Source organism: Chakrabartyella piscis (assembly GCA_030067835.1).
GTDB lineage: Bacteria > Bacillota > Clostridia > Lachnospirales > Anaerotignaceae > Chakrabartyella > Chakrabartyella piscis.
The window spans coordinates 2,185,375-2,205,840 of record CP092441.1; the positions used below are offsets into that span (position 1 = coordinate 2,185,375).

At 38.6% G+C, this 20,466-nt stretch carries 18 protein-coding genes; 6 read left to right on the top strand and 12 right to left on the bottom strand.

The window, feature by feature from the left end; all coding sequences use genetic code 11:
* Positions 1–10: 10 nt before the first annotated feature.
* The 7 genes from MJY40_RS09880 to hemW form a co-directional block, all read right to left on the bottom strand.
* Positions 11–718 carry a DUF4430 domain-containing protein gene (locus tag MJY40_RS09880; protein WP_317854078.1) on the bottom strand — a complete coding sequence of 236 codons (708 nt, stop codon included), beginning with the start codon at positions 716–718 and terminating at the stop codon, positions 11–13.
* A gap of 215 nt (positions 719–933) precedes the next feature.
* Entirely contained in the window at positions 934–2,544 is a 1,611-nt protein-coding gene (locus MJY40_RS09885; protein WP_317854079.1) for an S-layer homology domain-containing protein, read from the bottom strand.
* 331 nt (positions 2,545–2,875) lie between these two features.
* Positions 2,876–4,042, bottom strand: coding sequence for a molecular chaperone DnaJ (dnaJ, locus tag MJY40_RS09890; protein ID WP_317854080.1), 1,167 nt, complete (start codon positions 4,040–4,042; stop codon positions 2,876–2,878).
* A 219-nt stretch (positions 4,043–4,261) separates the two neighbouring features.
* On the bottom strand, positions 4,262–6,088 hold the full coding sequence (gene dnaK / locus MJY40_RS09895; RefSeq protein ID WP_317854081.1) for a molecular chaperone DnaK: 1,827 nt from the start codon (positions 6,086–6,088) through the stop codon (positions 4,262–4,264).
* A 185-nt stretch (positions 6,089–6,273) separates the two neighbouring features.
* The gene (grpE, locus tag MJY40_RS09900) at positions 6,274–6,861 is read right to left on the bottom strand and encodes a nucleotide exchange factor GrpE (RefSeq protein WP_317854082.1); all 588 of its coding nucleotides are present in this window, start codon (positions 6,859–6,861) and stop codon (positions 6,274–6,276) included.
* A gap of 17 nt (positions 6,862–6,878) precedes the next feature.
* Positions 6,879–7,922: a heat-inducible transcriptional repressor HrcA gene (hrcA, locus tag MJY40_RS09905; protein ID WP_317854083.1), complete on the bottom strand. Its 1,044-nt coding sequence runs from the start codon at positions 7,920–7,922 to the stop codon at positions 6,879–6,881.
* A 467-nt stretch (positions 7,923–8,389) separates the two neighbouring features.
* Positions 8,390–9,520 (bottom strand): radical SAM family heme chaperone HemW, encoded by a 1,131-nt coding sequence (gene hemW / locus MJY40_RS09910; protein ID WP_317854084.1) that lies wholly within the window; start codon positions 9,518–9,520, stop codon positions 8,390–8,392.
* 133 nt (positions 9,521–9,653) lie between these two features.
* Between hemW and MJY40_RS09915 the strand changes: the two genes are divergently transcribed.
* The 6 genes from MJY40_RS09915 (at position 9,654) to MJY40_RS09940 (ending at position 16,290) form a co-directional block, all read left to right on the top strand.
* Positions 9,654–11,645, top strand: coding sequence for an LTA synthase family protein (locus MJY40_RS09915; RefSeq protein ID WP_317854085.1), 1,992 nt, complete (start codon positions 9,654–9,656; stop codon positions 11,643–11,645).
* 203 nt (positions 11,646–11,848) lie between these two features.
* Positions 11,849–13,090, top strand: coding sequence for a serine hydroxymethyltransferase (locus MJY40_RS09920; RefSeq protein ID WP_317854086.1), 1,242 nt, complete (start codon positions 11,849–11,851; stop codon positions 13,088–13,090).
* A gap of 104 nt (positions 13,091–13,194) precedes the next feature.
* Positions 13,195–14,241, top strand: coding sequence for an aldo/keto reductase (locus tag MJY40_RS09925; RefSeq protein WP_317854087.1), 1,047 nt, complete (start codon positions 13,195–13,197; stop codon positions 14,239–14,241).
* 56 nt (positions 14,242–14,297) lie between these two features.
* A complete protein-coding gene (locus MJY40_RS09930) occupies positions 14,298–14,678 on the top strand; it encodes a VOC family protein (protein ID WP_317854088.1) in 381 nt (126 codons plus the stop codon).
* A 4-nt stretch (positions 14,679–14,682) separates the two neighbouring features.
* Positions 14,683–15,189: a nitroreductase family protein gene (locus MJY40_RS09935; RefSeq protein WP_317854089.1), complete on the top strand. Its 507-nt coding sequence runs from the start codon at positions 14,683–14,685 to the stop codon at positions 15,187–15,189.
* 495 nt (positions 15,190–15,684) lie between these two features.
* Positions 15,685–16,290 (top strand): cytidylate kinase-like family protein, encoded by a 606-nt coding sequence (locus tag MJY40_RS09940; RefSeq protein ID WP_317854090.1) that lies wholly within the window; start codon positions 15,685–15,687, stop codon positions 16,288–16,290.
* Between the two features lie 50 nt (positions 16,291–16,340).
* Here the strand turns inward: MJY40_RS09940 and MJY40_RS09945 are convergent, their stop codons facing one another.
* The 5 genes from MJY40_RS09945 to pta all read right to left on the bottom strand — a co-directional run bounded on the left by MJY40_RS09945 (position 16,341) and on the right by pta (position 20,418).
* Positions 16,341–17,204: a YitT family protein gene (locus MJY40_RS09945; protein ID WP_317854091.1), complete on the bottom strand. Its 864-nt coding sequence runs from the start codon at positions 17,202–17,204 to the stop codon at positions 16,341–16,343.
* 239 nt (positions 17,205–17,443) lie between these two features.
* Positions 17,444–17,623, bottom strand: coding sequence for a 50S ribosomal protein L32 (gene rpmF, locus MJY40_RS09950; RefSeq protein ID WP_317854092.1), 180 nt, complete (start codon positions 17,621–17,623; stop codon positions 17,444–17,446).
* 2 nt (positions 17,624–17,625) lie between these two features.
* Positions 17,626–18,132, bottom strand: a complete 507-nt coding sequence (locus MJY40_RS09955; protein WP_317854093.1) for a YceD family protein — start codon at positions 18,130–18,132, stop codon at positions 17,626–17,628.
* A gap of 47 nt (positions 18,133–18,179) precedes the next feature.
* Positions 18,180–19,376, bottom strand: a complete 1,197-nt coding sequence (locus tag MJY40_RS09960) for an acetate/propionate family kinase (protein WP_317854094.1) — start codon at positions 19,374–19,376, stop codon at positions 18,180–18,182.
* 40 nt (positions 19,377–19,416) lie between these two features.
* Positions 19,417–20,418 (bottom strand): phosphate acetyltransferase, encoded by a 1,002-nt coding sequence (pta, locus tag MJY40_RS09965; RefSeq protein ID WP_317854095.1) that lies wholly within the window; start codon positions 20,416–20,418, stop codon positions 19,417–19,419.
* Between the last annotated feature and the right edge of the window lie 48 nt (positions 20,419–20,466).

Sequence of the window (20,466 nt, forward strand, 5' to 3'; positions counted from 1 at the left end):
ATATCCTTTCTCATTGCACATTGCCTGTTCCTTGTAAATCTGCACCCAAATCACAGGTGTATTGCCAATGAATCACATCTCCATCTTCCAAAAGATATTGGCTACAACCATAACTTGGGAAGATACCATTGACTTGATACATCCAACCAGATCGTTCTCCTGCATCAAACTCATAGAGATTATGGATTCCTTCGATATAAGCAGAATTGTAGACAGGTGTGTTGACAAATTCCAAGTGGATTTGACTCAATTTCAATTCCCTTTGCAACACATTGAACACGCTTTCACCTGCATAAAAAATCACTTCTGTTGCAGAATAGATGATGCCATCTTCTGGCACCAATTCCCATTTATTTGCATCCAACAAGTCCATATTTGCAAGCAAGGTTTCACAAGTGACCATCAAAGTACAAGTTGTGGCTTCATCTACAATAGCCACTTCTGGAATCACTTCTTCTAAAATCACTTCTTCTGAAATGGATTCTTCTTCCATGAAGGGTTCTATGTCTGCCATTTGTGGTTCTATATCCACTTGAATTTCTTCTGGTTCAATCTCTTCTGGTTGCACTACTTGTACTTCTTGAATTTCTTCTATTTGTACTGCTTCTATTTGTTCCAATGCTGTTTCTTGTGTGGGATTGACTGGTGTGTCATTGTAAAAAAATGCAACCACCAATGCAATCAGCACCACCAAAGCCACCAAAATTTTCTTTTTCATGTAGTTCTCCTATTATTTAGGAACAACACAGGGGTTGTTCCCTACAGTAAAGTATACGTCTCTTTTCAAGATAAGTGTGTCTGTAGAAATATTCCACCACGGGCAGCCACATAGGGCAGCCCCTACAAGAACACCACGCAACCTGTAGGGGCGTACCTATGTGTACGCCCGCTTCTCCAAGCTTAGCAATACTTATCATAAAAGGGAACGCATATTTATTTTAAAACCAGTAACAATTGATACACCATATCTGCAATTTCATCACGTTGTAGGATTTTGGTGGATGCAATTGTAATTGCCGAATCCTCCAAGATACCTTCTTTGTAGCAAAATGCAAGTGATTCCTTAGCCCAATTTGACACTTCCATATAATCAGAAAATTGTGCCAAAGTATCACGTATTTCTGTTTCATCTAGGGTTGCATCCAAATCATAAAGCTTTGCAACTCGTGTCAAAATAGATGATGCTTCTTGTTTTGTGATATTACCATTTGGTGCAAATGTGGTTTCTGTGGTACCACTGATGATACCATATTCGTTTGCAGCACCAACTGCTCCAGCATACCATGCGGTTTCTAGTACATCTGTAAACTTGGTTGTGATTTCTGGTTCCAAATCCAATGCATTCACCATTAGAGTTGCAAATTCTGCTCGTGTCATATTACCTTCTGGGTCAAATGTATTTTCACCTTTTCCATTGATGATACCCCTAGTTGCCAATGCTTCAATTGCTTCTTGATATGGATTGTTTTGGATATCTGCAAAGGTTTTTTGTTCTGTTGTGTCTAAGGTTTCTGGTTCTATTGTACTGGACTCTGTCAGTTCCAATTCCACCGAAACATCTGTCATATCATATAAAAATGCTTTATTTTGCAAAAATCGTTCCACTGCCACCAAACCATACAACCCTTGTTCTGTTGCCATTTGGTTGTTGGTTGTACCATCCATTGCATGTGCGAAACCTGCACCATCTATATGATATTCCATCAGACAATCCAGCAAAGTGGTGCCATTTTTTACAAATCTAGGGTCTTCTATATCCAAATCCAGAGCAATCAAACCAATGAGAATTTGTACCACACTTTCTGATGCAGAAACACCCCAAGCAGAAAATCCACCATCTGCATTTTGCAAGTTGGATATGCAATCTATTGACTTTTCAATGGCAATTGCCACTTCTTCCATATCTTGATAGTTGCCAAGTGCTTGCCAAACCATGCCTGTGATATCTGCATCGGCTTCACCACTGCCACCAACATCTGTCAAATTCCAACCACCACAATCCAACTGACGTGATAAAATCTCATCCACATACAATGCTCTTGTGGCTTGTATTTCTGCTTCTGTGTTTTGTGGAATCTCATAATTTAGGGTATCCAAAGCAATCAAAGCCCAAATGGCACCATTGATTCCCTGCCAAGTGGTTTTGTTGAAATCACCCAAAGGAGCCAGCAAATTGTAACCTGACACATTTGTTGCATCTTTTCCAATTGCAGATAACGCCACAATGACACGAGAATATTCTGTATATTTCTTTTCATGCAAGATACCATTATTTTCTTGGACATAGGATTCCAAATTTTCATAATAGGTATCGTAATAAGATTGTGGAATCTCCAAGTCCGAACGTGACAAGCCAAGAATTGCCCATTCTCCACCTGTGGATGCCACCTGTGGGTTTTCTACAGTTTCATATACATATGTGCCTACTTCTGCTATTGTTTTTTGTAGCAATGCCATATCTGCTGCAAAGGCATTGGTTGCTGTGGAAAGCAGCAAAATCCCAATGAGTAGTATGGATTGGATTTGTTTTCTGTATTGTTTCATAAAAACCTCGCATTTCTATCTTAATTGAAGATTGAACATCTTCTGGCGACCACAGGTCGCCCCTACAACAACATATGTTAATGTACTGTCATTCAAAGGAACAACGTGATGAAGAATCTTTGATTTTGCGGTCGATTCGTGAATCGCCCCTACAACAATCGCATGCCAATGTACTGTCATTCAGAGGAGCACAGCGACGAAGAATCTTTGGTTTTGTGGTGATTCATGACAGCAAGAGCAGAGCCCCTGCCCTACATTCACTCTTTTTCATCATACCACAAAAAAGCGTCATAGGACACCCTACAACGCTGTTTGCTTTATTTTCATAAAATCAATCTTTGAACAAGTCTTTGATTTTTTCTTTTGCAGATTTTTTCTTACCACCATCTGTGGTGTCATCGCCTTTTTCAAAGCTAGAAACATCATCACCATAGAATTCTTTGAGCAATTCTTTTTGTCTGGTGGTCAAACTGGTTGGAATTTTGACTTTCAAAGTCACCACTTGATTACCACGTGTTTTTGGATTACGCAAATGAGGAACACCAACGCCACGCAATGTGACAACTGTTTCTGGTTGTGTACCAGGTTTGACGGTATATTTTTGTTCTCCATCAATGGTTTTGATGACAATTTCGCCACCCAAAGATGCTTGCACAAAGGAAATTGGTACATCGCAATAAATATCCGCGCCTTTTCTAGTGAAGATACGATCTGATTGCACATATACTGTTACCAACAAATCGCCATAACCGCCACCTTTTTCACCAATTTCACCTTTACCCGCCAGACGAATGGTTTGACCGTTATCAATACCCTTTGGAATATTGACTTCAAATTTCTTGGTTTTGCGTGTTTTGCCTGCACCACGACATGTGGTACATGGTTCTTTGATGAGCTTTCCTGTACCTCTACATTGGGAACAAGTACGCATGGTTGCTGTCATACCAAAGATGGATTGTTGCACCACTCGTTCTTGACCTGCACCATTACACTTTGGACATGTTTCTGCATGTGTACCAGATTTTGCACCTGTACCATGACAAGTATCGCATTCATCTACAATTGCAACAGAAATTTCTTTGGTACAACCAAAAATTGCTTCTTCAAAGGACAATTGGATGTTTACATTCACATCGTTGCCACGTCTAGGACCACTTCTTCTTGCGCCACCGAAGCCACCACCAAACATGCTACCAAAGATGTCACCCAAGTCACCCATATCGAATTCTTGACCGCCATAGAAGCCGCCACCACCGCCCATGCCACCTTGTTCAAATGCTGCATGACCAAATTGATCGTATTGTGCTTTCTTCTGGGAATCGCTCAACACTTCATATGCTTCGTTGACTTCTTTGAATTTTGCTTCTGCTTCTGCATTATCTGGATTTTGGTCTGGATGGTATTTCACTGCCATTTTACGGTATGCTTTTTTGAGTTCTGCATCCGTAGCGCCTTTTCCAACACCAAGCACCTCATAATAATCTCGTTTATTCGCCACTTCTTCACCGCCTTAATTTACAAAGTCAAAAAAGATAAGACCTTGGGGCGTTGCCCCAAGCCCCACGATTTTTTGAAAAAAATCGAGTAAAACTTTATTCTAAAGATTTTCTTTTTTAACATACTAAGTTTTCTCTATAACAGCAGAGTAAGGGCAGTTGCCTGCCCTCTCTACCATTTATATTTATTTCACAATTCAAATATTGATTTCGAGATAATTTTAGATTTCTGTACCATCTACATCTACAACGCCATCATCACCTGGTTGTGTACCTTGAGCGTCTTGTGCTTGTGCATACAATTTTTCAGAGATTTTGTAGAATTCTTGTGTCAATGTTTCGATACCAGCTTTTACATTTTCTACATCTGTTTCTGTCATTGTTTCTGGATTCATGTCTTTTACAAGGTCTTTCAATTTATCGAGTTCAGCGTTTACAGCAACTTTTTCATCGTCACCGATTTTATCACCCAATTCGCCCATTGTTTTTTCTGTTTGGAAAATCAAGGAGTCTGCTTCATTTTTCGCATCGATTGCTTCTTTTCTTTTTCTATCTTCTTCCGCAAATTGTTCTGCTTCTTTCACTGCTTTTTCAATTTCATCATCGCTCAAGTTGGAACCAGCTGTGATTGTAATTTTTTGTTCTTTACCAGTACCCAAATCTTTTGCAGATACATTTACGATACCATTTGCATCAATATCAAATGTTACTTCGATTTGTGGAGTACCACGTCTTGCAGGAGCGATACCATCCAATTTGAAGGTTCCCAAAGTTTTGTTGTCTCTTGCCAAAGGTCTTTCACCTTGTACAACGTGGATATCAACAGCTGTTTGGTTGTCTTCTGCTGTGGAGAAGGTTTGTTTTTTGTTTGTTGGGATGGTTGTGTTTCTGTCAATCAATTTTGTAGCAACGCCACCCAATGTTTCAATACCCAAGGACAATGGTGTTACATCCAAAAGCAAGATACCGCCAGCACCTTCGTCACCAGCCAATTTACCACCTTGGATACCAGCACCAACAGCTACACATTCATCAGGATTGATACCTTTGAATGGTTCTTTGCCTGTGTATTTTTTCACTGCATCTTGAACAGCAGGGATTCTTGTGGAACCACCAACCAAAAGGACTTTATCCACTTCGCCAGCAGACAAGCCAGCATCTGCAAGTGCTTGACGAACAGGACCCATTGTGCCATCTACCAAGTCAGCAGTGAGTTCATCGAATTTAGCTCTTGAGAGAGTTACATCCAAATGTTTAGGACCATCTTGGTTCATTGTGATGAAAGGCAAGTTGATGTTTGTGCTTGTTACTGTAGAAAGTTCTTTTTTTGCTTTTTCAGCAGATTCTTTCAAACGTTGCATAGCCATTTTGTCACCAGACAAGTCCATGCCTTCTGCTTTTTTGAATTCAGAAACCAAGAAGTTGATGACTCTTTGGTCGAAATCGTCACCACCCAAACGAGTGTTACCATTTGTGGACAAAACTTCAATAACGCCATCGCCAATTTCAATGATGGAAACGTCGAATGTACCGCCACCCAAGTCATAAACCATAATTTTTTGTTCGTTTTCGTTATCCAAACCATAAGCCAAAGCAGCAGATGTTGGTTCATTGATGATACGTTTTACTTCCAAGCCAGCGATTTTACCAGCGTCTTTTGTTGCTTGTCTTTGTGCATCGTTGAAGTATGCAGGAACTGTGATTACCGCTTCTGTTACACTTTCACCCAAGTAGCTTTCTGCGTCAGCTTTGAGTTTTTGCAAAATCATAGCAGAAATTTCTTGTGGAGAATAGCTTTTGCCATCTGCTTCTACTTTGTAGTTTTCACCCATTCTTCTTTTGATGGATGCGATTGTGTTGTCAGGATTTGTGATTGCTTGACGTTTTGCTGTTTCACCAACAAGTCTTTCGCCATTTTTCGCAAAACCTACGATAGAAGGAGTTGTTCTCATACCATCGCTGTTTACGATAACCACTGGTTGGCCACCTTCCATTACTGCTACACAAGAGTTTGTTGTTCCCAAGTCAATACCGATAATTTTACCCATAATTGTTTCCTCCTAAATATGTTTGTTTGAATTTTAGTTGTAATATATTGCTGTGTAGTGGCTGTTTGATACGGAATGGGAAACCCATCCCCTACAATTGCCCTTGTTTTGTCATTCAGAGGAGCTCACCGTAGCGACGAAGAATCTTTATTTTCCCGCATTTTGCATCCATACACGAGTTTGCGTTAGTTTGCAACCTTTACCATACTGTGGCGAATCACTTTGCCTTTGTATTGGTAGCCTTTGAGCATTTCCAAAACGATTTCATTTTCACCATATTGGTCATCATCTTCGTGAGCAACTGCTGCATGAAGATTTGGATCAAATTGTTCACCAACTGCTGGAATCGCTTCTACACCAAGTCCTGCCAAAACTTCTTGGAATTGTTTCAAAGTCATATTCACACCTTTGAAGAATGCATCGTCTTCTGATGCTTTATCTTGTTGTGCCAATACTGCTCTTTCCAAGTTATCAATAACCATCAACAGTTTCTCAATTGTATTGCGAATACCATCGTCATACATAGATGCTTTTTCTTTGGCAGTACGTTTGCGGAAGTTATCAAATTCTGCCATAGTTCTTTGGTATTTATCCAAGTTGTCTGATGCTTGTTGTGTTAATTTTGCAATCAATTCTGCTGTTTCATCCATAACTTCTACTTCTTCAACGGTTTCCACTACAATATCTTCCACAACTTCATCTACAATCTCTTCTACAACTTCAGTTGCTTCTGTTTCCATGTTTTCTACAAATTCTTCTTTATGTTCATCCATTTTCTGAGCCCTCTTTTCTAACTGTCATTGTGGTCTGTCAAATTGCGCAGAACCTTTTCTATATTCTTCACCATTCCATTTAGAACAGATACCACTTGTGAATAATCCATTCTGGTAGGACCCACAATTCCTATGGTTCCTCTGGTGTCGTCACTGAGCTTATAGGTTGCTGTGATGATGCTACAATCTTGCATACATTGGACTGCATTTTCGCTACCAATGCGAATTTGAAGCTCTGTTCCCTTGTTTTCTTCTAACATATTGACCAAAACATCTTTTTCTTCCAACACTTGGAATAATGATTTTGCTTTGTCGATATCTGAAAACTCTGGAAATGCCAAAATATTTTTGGTACCACTCATATGCACTTGTACCTTTTCTGCTGCCAGCATGGTACTTTGGAGTGCTTGTAAAATGGGGTCTATCAAAACATCATATATCCCCAAAGCTTCTTGCAATTGATGGATGCTATTGCCATTGATTTCATTCAAGGCACAACCTTCAAAGGTTTTGTGTATCAAATGGCCAATTTCAAATACCATTTGATCCTCTGGTGTTCGATTCATTTTGATGATGTGATTTTTGATGAAGTTATCTTCTGTTGCAATCACAAGCAAAATTGAAGTTTGATCCAGTGGCAACAAGCGAATCTGTTTGATTTTTGCTCGTGTACCCATAGGTTCTGAAATAAAGGTTGTATAATTGGTTAAGGTAGAAAGTACCTTTGCCGTCTCTTCCATCAAGAAATCAATTTGGTTGATGTCACGTGCAATGACACCCTTCAAATAGACTTGCTCATCTGCATTCAATTCTTTTTTCTGCATCAGATGGTCTACATATAATCTATAGCCCAAATCTGAAGGAATACGACCAGCAGAAGCATGTGGTTGCATAATGAAACCCATTTCTTCTAGGTCACTCATTTCATTTCTGATGGTTGCAGAACTGATACCCAGATTGTATTTCTTTGCAATGGTTCTGGAGCCAACAGGTTCTGCCGTTTCAATGTAATCATTGATGATTGCTTGTAGAATGGATATTTTTCGATCATTCAAAGACATTTCCTGCACCTCCCATTGTGTAGTATATGCGAATGTTTTCGATTTGTTAGCACTCACTTGTTTCGAGTGCTAATATCTATATATAAAATAGCACCTGACAAAAGATATGTCAAGTGTTATTTTTTGCAAATTTCTTAAGTTTGATTCCTGTGTTTAAAATAAAACCATAAAAGAGCTCCCTTACTACAGAAAATGCTTATAATCTGTAGTGATGTTTGTTTTGTAGGGGTGACGTTTCGTTACCCGTAATTGATGTTTTGTGGCTGTTCATGACGGGATGTCGAGGACGCCATCCCCTACAAGCATACGCCAACGCACTGTCATTCAGAGGAGCACCGTGACGAAGAATCCTTGGTTTTGCGGTCGATTCGTGAATTGCCCCTACAAGTGCAATGTATTTAAGGTTTTGATTTTTGTAGGGAGCGATGCCCTCATCGCTCCGCAACTACACATTATATAAATACCCTTTACACAAATCTTTCAAACACCAAATTACTCAAATCTGTACCTCTTTGGGTCAGTCGAATGCCAACTACATCTTGAATCAGCAAACCTTCTTCCACAAGCTTTTGGATTTCTACTTCATAAACACTGTTCAATGTCACACCAAAATATTCTTGGAAGCGTTCATAGGCAATGCCTTCTGTCAAACGCAGTCCAAGAAACATAAATTCTGACATAGCTTCTTTGGTATCAATTTCTTCTGCATCTTCTTCTATTGTAAGAAAATCTTCTGCTTGCAAATAAGTTTCCATATCATATGTCTGGTGGAATCGTTTGCCACCAAAACAAGAATGCGCACCAAGTCCCATACCCAAATAAGGTGTTCTTTCCCAATAAATACGATTGTGGATGCTTTCTTTACCCATCTTTGCAAAATTGGAAATCTCATATTGATGGTATCCCGCTTCTGCCAAACGTGTCACCACAAATTCATACATCTGGCGATCCAATTCTTCTTCCATCGGTTCCAATGTACCCGCTTCGTATTCACCATAAAACGGTGTTCCTTCTTCTATAATCAAACTATATGCCGAAATGTGTTCTGGTACCAAAGCAATGACTTCTTCCACTGTTTCTTTCCAGTCTACAAAGCTTTGTTCTGGCAATGCAAACATCAAATCTGCATTGATATTTTGAAAGCCTGCTCTCCTTGCTTGTTTGAAATCTTCCACAAAATCTTCTATTCTATGGATACGTCCCAAACGTTGCAAAAGTCGGTTTTGCCACGCTTGCATCCCCATACTCAAACGATTGTATCCACTATTTCTTAGAGATTTCAACTTTTTGGCATCTATTGTAGCTGGATTTGCTTCAATGGTAATTTCTGCTGTTTCTTCTATATAAAATGATGTTTTGATGGTTTGCAAAATCAAATCCAAAGAATTGGCATCCAAAACCGTTGGCGTACCACCACCCAAAAAGATGCTTTTGACAGTATATTCCTTTGCCAATTTACCTTTTGTTTCTATTTCTTTGCACAATGCTTCCACATATGGCAAGTATCTATCTTCCAGTCCAGCATAGGAAGGAAAATCACAATATCTGCACTTTTGGATGCAAAATGGTATGTGTATATAAAGACCCAATTGTTCCATATAAAACTCCTTGTGTTCATAGTATTTTAATCTTATGATACCACAACTTTTCTTGAAATGCACTTTTTCCTATGTTATACTAGTTAATTGTAAGAAACTTATAAATTATTCCTATCTTAGAAAGGATATTCATATGTCTACAAATTCCAATGAACCAAACAAAACCAATTTGAAACTGTTACTACACAAACTGCAATACAAAATCATTGCATACAAAGAGCATTCTGCACTACACCAAATGAAAGCAGAGTGTAAAGAATTTTTCCATAAAAACATCTTCACAAAATTATTTGTAACCCTATCTGTTGTCATCTTCCCTGTATTTGTCACATGGATGATGCATGTTTTGATGTTGGGTTCCAATGAAAATGCTTTACTTTTGTTTGCAAGAGAACCTGGCAGCATCTATTTGGCTTTGACCTATGTGGCAATTGCTTATATTGGCATTTGGTGGACCACCACAAGCATCACCCTATCTGCACTTCTGACTTCTACCTTCTTCTTTGTTTTTGGTTTGGTGGACTACTTCAAATATTCTATTTTGCAAGAACATTTTTATCCTTGGGATTTACATATGGCTGCCAATGCCAATAGTTTCAGTGAATTTTTGAATGCATTGTCTTTCCAACAATATATTTTTGAAATCATCTTTTCCACTTTGATTTATGTGGTGGTGTTGCATTTTATGGCACCAAGATTCCCCTTCAAAAAATGGATTTACATTCCTTTTGGTGTTGCTTGTTTGGGCTTTTTATATGCATTCACCACAGACACCCAATTGCGTACTTATTATGACACCAAATACAACATCGCCATTGACGAAGACACAACCCTTGGTATGTTATATGAAGAATACGGTGCATTTTCTGCTTTTTTGATGAATTTATTTGCTTTGGATTTATACGAAGAACCCACTGAATATGGTTTGGATTATATGGAATTCCTCTTTGCAGATTATTTGCCTACAGGTGATGAAACCAACAATTTCCAATACCCTGATATCGTTGTGGTGCTATCAGAAGCCTATTGGGATCCAACCATTTTGACAGGTGTTACCTTCTCAGAAGATCCTTTGCAAAACTATAGAATGATTGCAGAAACAAACCCTAGTGGTAGCATGGTTTCTCCAACATTTGGTGGTGGTACCGTTAGACCTGAATTTGAAATCTTATCTGGCATGAGTACCAGCTGTTTGCCTTCTGGTAACATTCCATACCAACAATACATTGATGAAGATATCTTCTCCTTTGCAAGAAGCTATGTGGATTTGGGATATGATGCTGTTGGTTTGCATACCTATCAAAAAACCTTCTATGATCGTGAAACCGCTTATCCTTTGATGGGATTTGATGAATTCCTTGGTGAATATGATTTACATGCTGAACACCATTGGAACAGTGGTCCATATATCACAGATGAAACCATTGCAGAAGAAATCATCTACCAATTGGAACAACCTCGTGATGTGGGTGTATTCATCCAAGCCATCACCATGGAAAATCATAGTATGTATTACGATAAATATGATGCAAAGGATAGAACCATCAAGGTTTCTGGTGAAAACCTAAGTGAGCAACAGGTTTTGACCCTAGAAAACTTTGCTGCTGGTAACAGTAATTCTGATGAAGCTCTTGGTGTCATTTATGAATATGTTATGAATCGTGAAAAACCAACCATTGTTTTGTGGTATGGGGATCACTTGCCAACTTTGGGTGAAAACTTTGATCCATTTACCACAACTGGCGATGTACAAAGCTCTGTTGCTTCCAACTGGACAGATGAAGAAAAATTGACCATGTTCTCTACTCCATATATTATCTTTACCAACTACGATACAGGCAAAGAATTTAGAGAAAGTGCAATTGTTTCTCCATACTTCCTATCTCCTTTGATGGCAGATTATATGGATGCACCAGCTACATTCTACACCAATTTCCTTTTGGAATATCATGAAGTGTGTACTGCTGCCAGCAAATATTATGGCATTTATGAAACCACAGATTCTGAAAGACAAGCAGAATTTATGGAACTCCACGAACTTTTGACCTATGATATGCTCATTGGTGAAGATTATATGTGGGATATTATTTATGAAGGTGCTAGCTCAGATGATGATGCATCCTAACAAAATATGAATGATTTTAGGACATAGATATGTCCTTTTTTCATGCAATGAAATACAGTTAAGCATATACCATCATGCAGCTTACTTTTTTTGTGTGATTTTCATAAAAATGTAAATTTCTATGTGCTTTTTCTCAAAATAATGTTATACTATAGTTTAGAAATATTCTAATCTAACACTACAACTGATTCGAGGAGGAAATTATGAATTTACAATTTGACGAAGTAAGAAAAGTAGATCCAGAAGTAATTGCTGCAATGGACGCAGAATTGACAAGACAACAACACAACATTGAATTGATTGCATCTGAAAATATCGTTTCCAAAGCAGTTATGGAAGCACTTGGCACACATCTTACAAACAAATATGCAGAAGGATATCCTGCAAAACGTTACTATGGTGGTTGTGAAAAAGTGGATATCGTAGAAAATATTGCAAGAGATCGTGCAAAAGAATTGTTTGGCGCTGACCATGCAAATGTACAACCTCATAGTGGTTCCCAAGCAAACCAAGCAGTGTATTTCGCAATGTTGGAATATGGCGATACTGTTATGGGTATGAATCTTGACCACGGTGGTCACTTGACACATGGTAATCCTGTCAACCTTTCTGGCAAAAGCTACAACTTCGTTCCTTATGGTGTAGATGCAAATGGTTTCTTGGATTATGAAGCATTCCACAAAATCGCTTTGGAATGCAAACCAAAAATGATTGTTGCTGGTGCTTCTGCATACGCTAGAACCATTGATTTTGAATATATGGGCAAAGTTGCAAAAGAAGTTGGTGCATATTTCATGGTGGATATGGCTCATATTGCTGGTCTTGTGGCTACAGGCGCACATCCAAATCCAGTACCACACGCAGACTTTGTAACAACAACAACTCACAAAACCCTTCGTGGTCCTCGTGGTGGTATGATTCTTTGCAAAGAAGAATTTGCTGCTAAAATTGACAAAGCTATCTTCCCTGGTATCCAAGGTGGTCCTTTGATGCACACAATTGCTTCCAAAGCTGTTTGTTTCAAAGAAGCATTGCAACCAGAATACAAAGAATACATTGCACAAGTTGTGAAAAATGCTTCTGTTTTGGCTGCTTCCTTGCAAGAACGTGGTGTTGATGTGGTTTCTGGTGGTACAGACAATCACTTGATGCTTTTGGATCTGAGAAGTCTTGATTTGACAGGTAAAGAAGCTGAAAAACTTTTGGATGAAGTGGGTATCACAGCAAACAAAAACACAATTCCTGATGATCCAAAATCTCCATTCGTAACCAGTGGTGTACGTATTGGTACTCCTGCTATCACATCCCGTGGTATGAAAGAAGAAGATATGGTTGAAATTGCTGACATCATCGCAATGGTTTTGAAAGACTTTGAAGGTACAAAAGAAGAAGCTTCCAAACGTGTTGGCGAATTGACAGACAAATTCCCTATTTACCAAGACTAATTTATATTATGGGCGTTCACATAGTTCACTCCGCTACAACCTAGGAGCGTCTCTATGTGGGCGCCTGTTTCTATAGGAAGAACCCCTATGAAAGGAGAATTACCATGCAAATGATGCGTTTGGGCAAAACAGAAATGGTTGTCAATAAAAATGGATTTGGTGCATTGCCAATTCAAAGAATCACCAAAGAAGAAGCTGCTGTCATTCTTCGCAAAGCATATGACAATGGCATCAACTATTTTGACACTGCAAGAGCTTATTCTGATAGTGAAGAAAAAATTGGATATGCCCTTAGTGATGTACGTGAGCATATTTTCATTGCAACCAAAACAGGTGCAACCGATGTGAAAACCTTCTGGGAACACTTGCATACCAGCTTAGAAAAAATGAAAACCGATTACATTGACTTGTATCAATTCCACAACCCAGCAGTCTGTCCTAAGCCAAATGATGGTTCTGGTCTTTATGAAGCAATGCTAGAAGCCAAAGAAAAAGGTATGGTTCGTCATATTGGCTTCACCAACCACAGAATTGCAGTTGCAAGGGATTGTGTAGAAAGCGGTTTGTATGAAACTTTGCAATTCCCATTCAACTACTTGAGTACTCCAGAAGAATTTGCATTGGTGGACATGTGTAATAAAGCAGATATGGGCTATATTTCCATGAAGGCATTGTCTGGTGGTTTGATTTCCAATGGTGCTGCTGCTGCTGTGTTCCAATATGCACATGAAGTGTTGCCCATTTGGGGTGTACAAAAGATCAGTGAATTGGATGAATTCCTTTCTTACCAAGAAAATCCACCTGTTTTGACAGAAGAACTCCAAGCAGTCATTGCAAAGGATCAAAAAGAATTGATGCTGGACTTCTGTAGAGGTTGTGGTTACTGTATGCCATGTCCTGTTGGTATCGAAATCAACAACAGTGCCAGAATGTCTTTGCAAATCAGACGTGCTCCATCTGGTGATTTCTTGACCCCTGAATGGCAAGAAAAAATGAAACGTATTGAGAATTGTTTGCACTGTGGCAAATGTGCTGCACAATGTCCATATGGTTTGGATACACCACAATTGTTGCAAGAAAATTGGAAAGATTATCAAGAAATTCTTGCTGGAAAACCATTGTTTGCCTATACATATGGAAAACAAGATTGATTCTAGGTATACAGATCACAATAAATGAAAATACTATATATAGATAGGAGATTTTTATGAGAAAACCATTGCCACTTGACCACATCAATTTAAGCGTTCCAAACATGGAAGACGCAGTTGCTTTTTATGAAAACATCATGGGTTTTACCATCACACATCATTTCCAAAAAGGAGAAAAGAACTTTGTATTTATGACCGATGGTAATGTGGTTTATGAACTTTTGGAGAAAAAAGAGTTCACTTCCACTGTCATTGACCATCTTGCTTATACTTCCGATGATTTGCAAGCAGAATACGATTTCTATGTGAAAAATCATCCAGATATGCTTTTGACCGAACTGAACTGTTCTGAAATTCTATTTGAAAAAGGTATGGATTATTTCTTCATCAAAGGTGTTGGAAATGAACGTATTGAATTTTGTCAAAAAAGGAGCTAACTCTATGAATTCTATTTTTACCAGACGTAGTGTACGCAGTTTCTTGCCAAAAGAGGTGGAAGCTGAAAAAATTGAAAAACTTTTGCAAGCAGCAATGCAAGCGCCATCTGCAATGAACCAACAACCTTGGGAATTCATTGTTGTACGTGGTGCAGAAAACTTAGAAAAACTATCCCATTTCCATGTATATGCAACTTCTATGGTTGGTGCTGATTTTGCAATCATTGTTCTTTGCAACAATGAACGTTTGAAAAGCCCACTTGCTTGGCAACAAGACTTGGGTGCTGCTACACAAAATCTTTTGGTGGAAGCAACTGAATTGGGTCTTGGTACCGTTTGGTTTGGCACTGCACCACATCAACCTCGTATGGACTATGTACGTGAGTTTTGTGATTTGCCTGAACATATGGTACCCTACAGTGTCATTGCTGGTGGATACCCAAAAGATCCAGATGCCAACCATTTCAAAAATCGTTTTGATCCATCTCGTGTGCGTTATATCACAGAGTAAAATCATACTTTATACCTAAACATCAAACAAGCTGCTACTCCTTCTGGAATGGTAGCTTGTTTAGCGTGTCGACTTATCGTCACGCTAACTTGAAATCAGGATTTCAAGTTGTGGTCATATGTAAAAAAGACAATTTCCTCGTACAAGTGCTTCTCGAAGCACCTAGAAATCGCTTTTTGTCCTCGACAGGAACGAATCCTGTCTGCGGGTGAAAGTCTGCGACGCTAAAAAAATCATGCCAACACTTTTTTTGAAAATGCAAATTCACGCCTTCTGGAATGATAGCTTGTTTTCCTTTGGAAATTCCTCTAAAATTCCACTGTTTTTTATTGACTATTTTTTATCAATTTAGACAAAGTTTACAAATTCCATCCTTTTTAATCTAATTTATTGGAAAGTAGTGGTATACTGTTATTAGAAATCAATGAAAATTCACTAAATATATGAGAAGAATCTTTGTATCAGATGAAAATGTGTTTCAAAGGAGGGGTTTTTATGGGTAAAGTAATTACAATCAACAGACAATTTGGTAGTGGTGGTCGTGAAGTGGCAAAAAGACTTTCTGATGCTTTGCAAATTGCTTATTTTGACAAAGAAATCATTCGCAGAATTGCAGCCCAGACAAATTTGGCAGAAGAATTTGTAGAAGTGTGTTCTGAAAACCAAGCTTGGTCTCAATCACATCTTTCTTATAGTTCCACCTTTACCATGCCAACATTTTCTTTGTCGGATACCATTCATACCACACAAGTCAATGTCATTCAAAAAATTGTGGAACAAGGTGATGATTGTATCATTGTTGGGCGTTGCGCAAACACTTTATTGAAAGACAAAGCTTTGAAGGTATTCATCTACTCCTCTGATATGGATGCTCGTATTGACCGTTGTTATGCAAAAGTGCCCGATGAAAAGTACATCAGTAGAGCTGAAATGAAGGAACGAATCCTTTCTGTAGACAAACAACGTGCAAAATACCATCGTTTCTATACAGACGAAATTTGGCAAGATATGACAGGCTACAACCTTTGTATTGATACCGCTTATGTAGATATCAAAAAAGCTGTGGAAATGATTGCCATGACCTATCAAGACTGGGAATAAGTATATGAGAAAGTCCTACATCCAAATTGGTTGTAGGACTTTTTTTCGTCTCATCGTTTTTTGGTAAATCCTCTACCACGCACTTCATTGACATTGTTGATGACCAAAAATGCATATGGATCAATGCGACTGATAGCCTGTTTCAATTGCATCAATTCTCGGTTTGAAATGACAGTCAATAGCACCTGTGTATCTGCTTTGAGAAATCCTGTGGTTGCTTGCAAAAATGTAGAACCACGATCAATGGTATATAAGATTTCATGGTTGATTTCTTCTAGTTTATCGCTGATAATTTGTACTTGTATTTTGGAACTCCCCCACAACAACACTTTGTCAATGACCACAGTATAAATCAAAACCAAAACAATGCCATATAATATTTGTTCTGTTTTGGAATAAAACATTTGTGCAATCAAAACAGTGAAATCAAACAAATACAGTCCAACTGAAATGGAAAGTCCTACTTTTCGGTTGAGAATCAAAGATAAAATATCAATACCACCAGTGGATGCACCTGCATATAAGATAACTCCAATTCCAATTCCAATCAGTAACCCACCACAAATGGTTGCCAACATAATGTCTTGTGTTACAGTTTGTATTTGTGGAATCCTTTGCAATACATCCAAAATAAATGGGAAATAAAAGGAACTGACCAATGTTGTCAACGCAAATTCTTTGCCCAAAACCCATAACCCAAGAGAAAACACCACAATATTGAAACACCATACAAATGTAGTGATGGGAATATTCCAATAGGCATTTGCTGCCAATGCAAGACCTGTGCTACCACCCATAATGATATTGTTTGGAAAAATAAAAACAACCAACCCCAAACAAAGCAATGTATTCCCCAATAAAATGCAACCCAATCTCTTTAGTTTTGCAAATAAATCCACATTTTTGATGTCCATATGTACCTCCAAATATTGTCAAATTTTGATAAACACGCTCATCATATCACATAAAATTTTTCTATGCAAGACCACGCTGTGACGTGTGTATGCGTCGCAGTATGTGGGTTTTTCTTGATTTTTTTGCAAAACAAAACGACTCCCTACAATAAAGTAAGGAGCCGCAAAAACCAATTTCTTGGTCTATTTCTGACTTTGTGAATCGTTGTCAATCAATTAGTCAGCGTAGAAAGTTGTAATTAGTCAACTGCTACGATTGTTTTTTTGTTGTAAGAACCACAAGCTTTACATACTTGGTGAGGAACCATCAATTCGCCACATTTGCTACATTTTACCAAGTTAGGCATTGCAATTTTCCAACTTTGTGCTTTTCTTTTATCTCTTTTAGATTTCGATACTCGTCCTTTTGGTACAGCCATTTCTACACCTCCTCATTTTCATCGAAAAGACCCAACAAACCTGCAAATCTAGGATCTCGTTCTGTGGTATCACATCCGCAATCACCAGTGTTTAAGTTATTTCCACAAGCAGGACAAAGTCCCTTACAATCCTCATGGCACAAAACTCGCATAGGCAATTCCTCGATAATTCCACGTCTGACAGAAACTGTCAAATCAATTTGATCTCCAGAAAAAGTTTGTGTCTCTTCATCTTCTATCCCTGTATGAGCAAAACGTTCCTTAAGTTCAAAGCAAATTTTTTGTTTTACTGGTGCAAGACAACGACTGCACTCCAATGCAATCTCTGTTGCACATTTTGCTTCTAAAACGAAAATTTCATCTTCATTTGTAAGAGTTCCCTCAATTTTAACAGGTTGCAAAAATTCCACAACGTCGGGATAATCAGATGCTTCATGGTTTTGCTCCACCAGCAAAACAGGCATTTTTGCACCTTTCTTGCCGAACAATTGAGCCATTGCAATTAACATATTTATCACCCCATAGTCGTACCTAAAATATTATACTGAAAGTTTTATTATTTGTCAAGAAGTTCTTTTGTATCTCTTGCAATTACCAACTCTTCATTTGTTGGAATTACCAATACACGTACTCTGGAGTCAGGAGCAGAAATTTCCACTGCTTTGCCTCTCAAGGAGTTGTGGTAAGAATCCAAGTGAATGCCCAAGTAACCCAAGTAGTTACAGATTACAGTTCTTGTGGAAGCAGAGTTTTCACCCAAACCAGCTGTAAACACGATTGCGTCAACGCCATTCATTGCTGCAGCATAAGCACCAATTCTTTTTGCTACTTTGTAAGCGAATACATCAAGGGCTGCACCAGCTCTTTCATTACCATCATCACTTGCAGCTTCGATGTCACGGAAGTCACTAGATACACCAGAGATACCCAATACACCAGATTTTTTGTTCAAGATGTTGTCCATTTCTTGAGCTGTCAAGTTTTCTTTTTGCATCAAGTATGTGATTGCAGCAGCATCCACATCCCCTGCACGTGTACCCATTACAAGACCTTCCAAAGGTGTGAAGCCCATTGTTGTGTCAATGGATTTACCATTTCTAACAGCACACACAGAACCACCATTGCCCAAGTGACAAGTGATTGTTTTTGTTTGGTCATATGGTCTATCCAACATTTTAGCAGCCTCTTCAGAAACGAATCTATGGCTTGTTCCGTGGAAACCATATCTTCTGATTTTGTATTTTTCATAGTATTCATATGGCAAAGCATAAAGATATGCTCTTTCTGGCATTGTTTGATGGAATGCTGTATCGAATACACCGATTTGAGGTACACCTGGCATCAATTTTTCACAAGCAGCAATACCAATCAAGTTTGCAGGGTTGTGAAGTGGAGCCAATTCAGAGCATTTTTCAAGAGCAGCTTTTACAGCGTCTGTGATGACAACAGAGCTTGCAAATTCTTCTCCACCATGCACCACACGATGGCCAATTGCATCGATTTCTTTTACAGAAACAACTACACCATGATTAGGGTCAACCAAAGCGTCCATAACCATTTTAACAGCAACATCGTGATCTTCCATATAATCTGTGAAGACTACTTTATCTTTGCCTTCTGGTTCGTGTTTCAATTGAGAACCTTCGATACCAATTCTTTCACAAAGACCTTTTGCCAAAACGCTTTCATCTTCCATGTTGATGAGTTGGTATTTCAAGGAAGAACTACCGCAATTCAATACAAGAACTTTCATTATTTTCTCTCCTTTATATTGTTTATAATTTATATTTGTCTTATTGTTCCATTACGCCTGCTTGTACAGATGTCAAAGCCACTACAGCAACGATATCGTTTGCAGAACAACCACGAGAAAGGTCATTGACTGGTTTCGCCATACCTTGCAATACAGGACCAAATGCTTCTGCTTTACCGAAACGTTGTACCATTTTGTAACCAATGTTACCAGCATCGATATCAGGGAAGATCAAGCAGTTTGCTTCACCAGCAACAGGGCTTGTTGGAGCTTTGAGTTTACCAACTTCTTTTACGATTGCTGCATCCAATTGGATTTCACCATCGAGTTTTACATCAGGATATTTTTCTTTTGCAATTTTTACAGCTTCTACAACTTTTGTTACGTCAGCATGTTTTGCAGAACCCATTGTGGAGTGGCTAAGCATTGCAACTCTTGGTTCTTTGCCAATGAATGCTTCGTAGGATTTTGCAGAATCGCCAGCGATACAAGCAAGTTCAGCAGATGTAGGATTTTGGTTGATTGCACAGTCAGCAAACAACAAGATACCATCATCACCATATTCAGGTGTATTTGTTACCATGATGAAGAAGGAAGATACCAATTCTGCACCAGGAGCTGTTTTCAAAATTTGCAAAGCAGGACGCATTGTGTCGCCTGTAGAGTGAATTGCACCAGATACCATACCATCAGCAATACCCATTTTGACAATCATAACACCAGCATACATACAGTCGCCAAGGATCAAAGCTTTTGCTTGTTCCAAAGTCATACCTTTGCTTTTTCTTGCTTCTGCAAGAAGTGCCACCATTTCGTCCATTCTTTCATCTGTTTCTGGATCAAAGAAGATTGCACCAGATACATCAAAGCTACCAGCAGCTTCCATGATTTTTTCTTTATTTCCCACCAAAACGATTTCTGCCAACTCGTCACGCAAACATTCTGCTGCTGCTTCCAAGTTTCTGATTTCATAAGATTCAGGCAAAACAATTGTTCTTTTGTTTGCTTTTGCTTTTTCTTTTACCATTGATAAAAAGTCCACAGTAAAACCTCCTAATTCGTACAGTTCAATATTTACACATCATCTTAT

Bases quoted from the DNA above. Each gene is read 5' to 3' on its own strand.
- MJY40_RS09940 (WP_317854090.1), top strand. From the start codon at position 15,685: ATGGGTAAAGTAATTACAATCAACAGACAATTTGGTAGTGGTGGTCGT.
- MJY40_RS09885 (WP_317854079.1), bottom strand. From the start codon at position 2,544: ATGAAACAATACAGAAAACAAATCCAATCCATACTACTCATTGGGATT.
- MJY40_RS09945 (WP_317854091.1), bottom strand. From the start codon at position 17,204: ATGGACATCAAAAATGTGGATTTATTTGCAAAACTAAAGAGATTGGGT.
- hemW (WP_317854084.1), bottom strand. From the start codon at position 9,520: ATGGAACAATTGGGTCTTTATATACACATACCATTTTGCATCCAAAAG.
- MJY40_RS09935 (WP_317854089.1), top strand. From the start codon at position 14,683: ATGAATTCTATTTTTACCAGACGTAGTGTACGCAGTTTCTTGCCAAAA.
- MJY40_RS09955 (WP_317854093.1), bottom strand. From the start codon at position 18,132: ATGTTAATTGCAATGGCTCAATTGTTCGGCAAGAAAGGTGCAAAAATG.
- rpmF (WP_317854092.1), bottom strand. From the start codon at position 17,623: ATGGCTGTACCAAAAGGACGAGTATCGAAATCTAAAAGAGATAAAAGA.
- MJY40_RS09920 (WP_317854086.1), top strand. From the start codon at position 11,849: ATGAATTTACAATTTGACGAAGTAAGAAAAGTAGATCCAGAAGTAATT.
- hrcA (WP_317854083.1), bottom strand. From the start codon at position 7,922: ATGTCTTTGAATGATCGAAAAATATCCATTCTACAAGCAATCATCAAT.
- MJY40_RS09915 (WP_317854085.1), top strand. From the start codon at position 9,654: ATGTCTACAAATTCCAATGAACCAAACAAAACCAATTTGAAACTGTTA.
- dnaK (WP_317854081.1), bottom strand. From the start codon at position 6,088: ATGGGTAAAATTATCGGTATTGACTTGGGAACAACAAACTCTTGTGTA.
- MJY40_RS09925 (WP_317854087.1), top strand. From the start codon at position 13,195: ATGCAAATGATGCGTTTGGGCAAAACAGAAATGGTTGTCAATAAAAAT.
- MJY40_RS09930 (WP_317854088.1), top strand. From the start codon at position 14,298: ATGAGAAAACCATTGCCACTTGACCACATCAATTTAAGCGTTCCAAAC.
- MJY40_RS09880 (WP_317854078.1), bottom strand. From the start codon at position 718: ATGAAAAAGAAAATTTTGGTGGCTTTGGTGGTGCTGATTGCATTGGTG.
- MJY40_RS09960 (WP_317854094.1), bottom strand. From the start codon at position 19,376: ATGAAAGTTCTTGTATTGAATTGCGGTAGTTCTTCCTTGAAATACCAA.
- grpE (WP_317854082.1), bottom strand. From the start codon at position 6,861: ATGGATGAACATAAAGAAGAATTTGTAGAAAACATGGAAACAGAAGCA.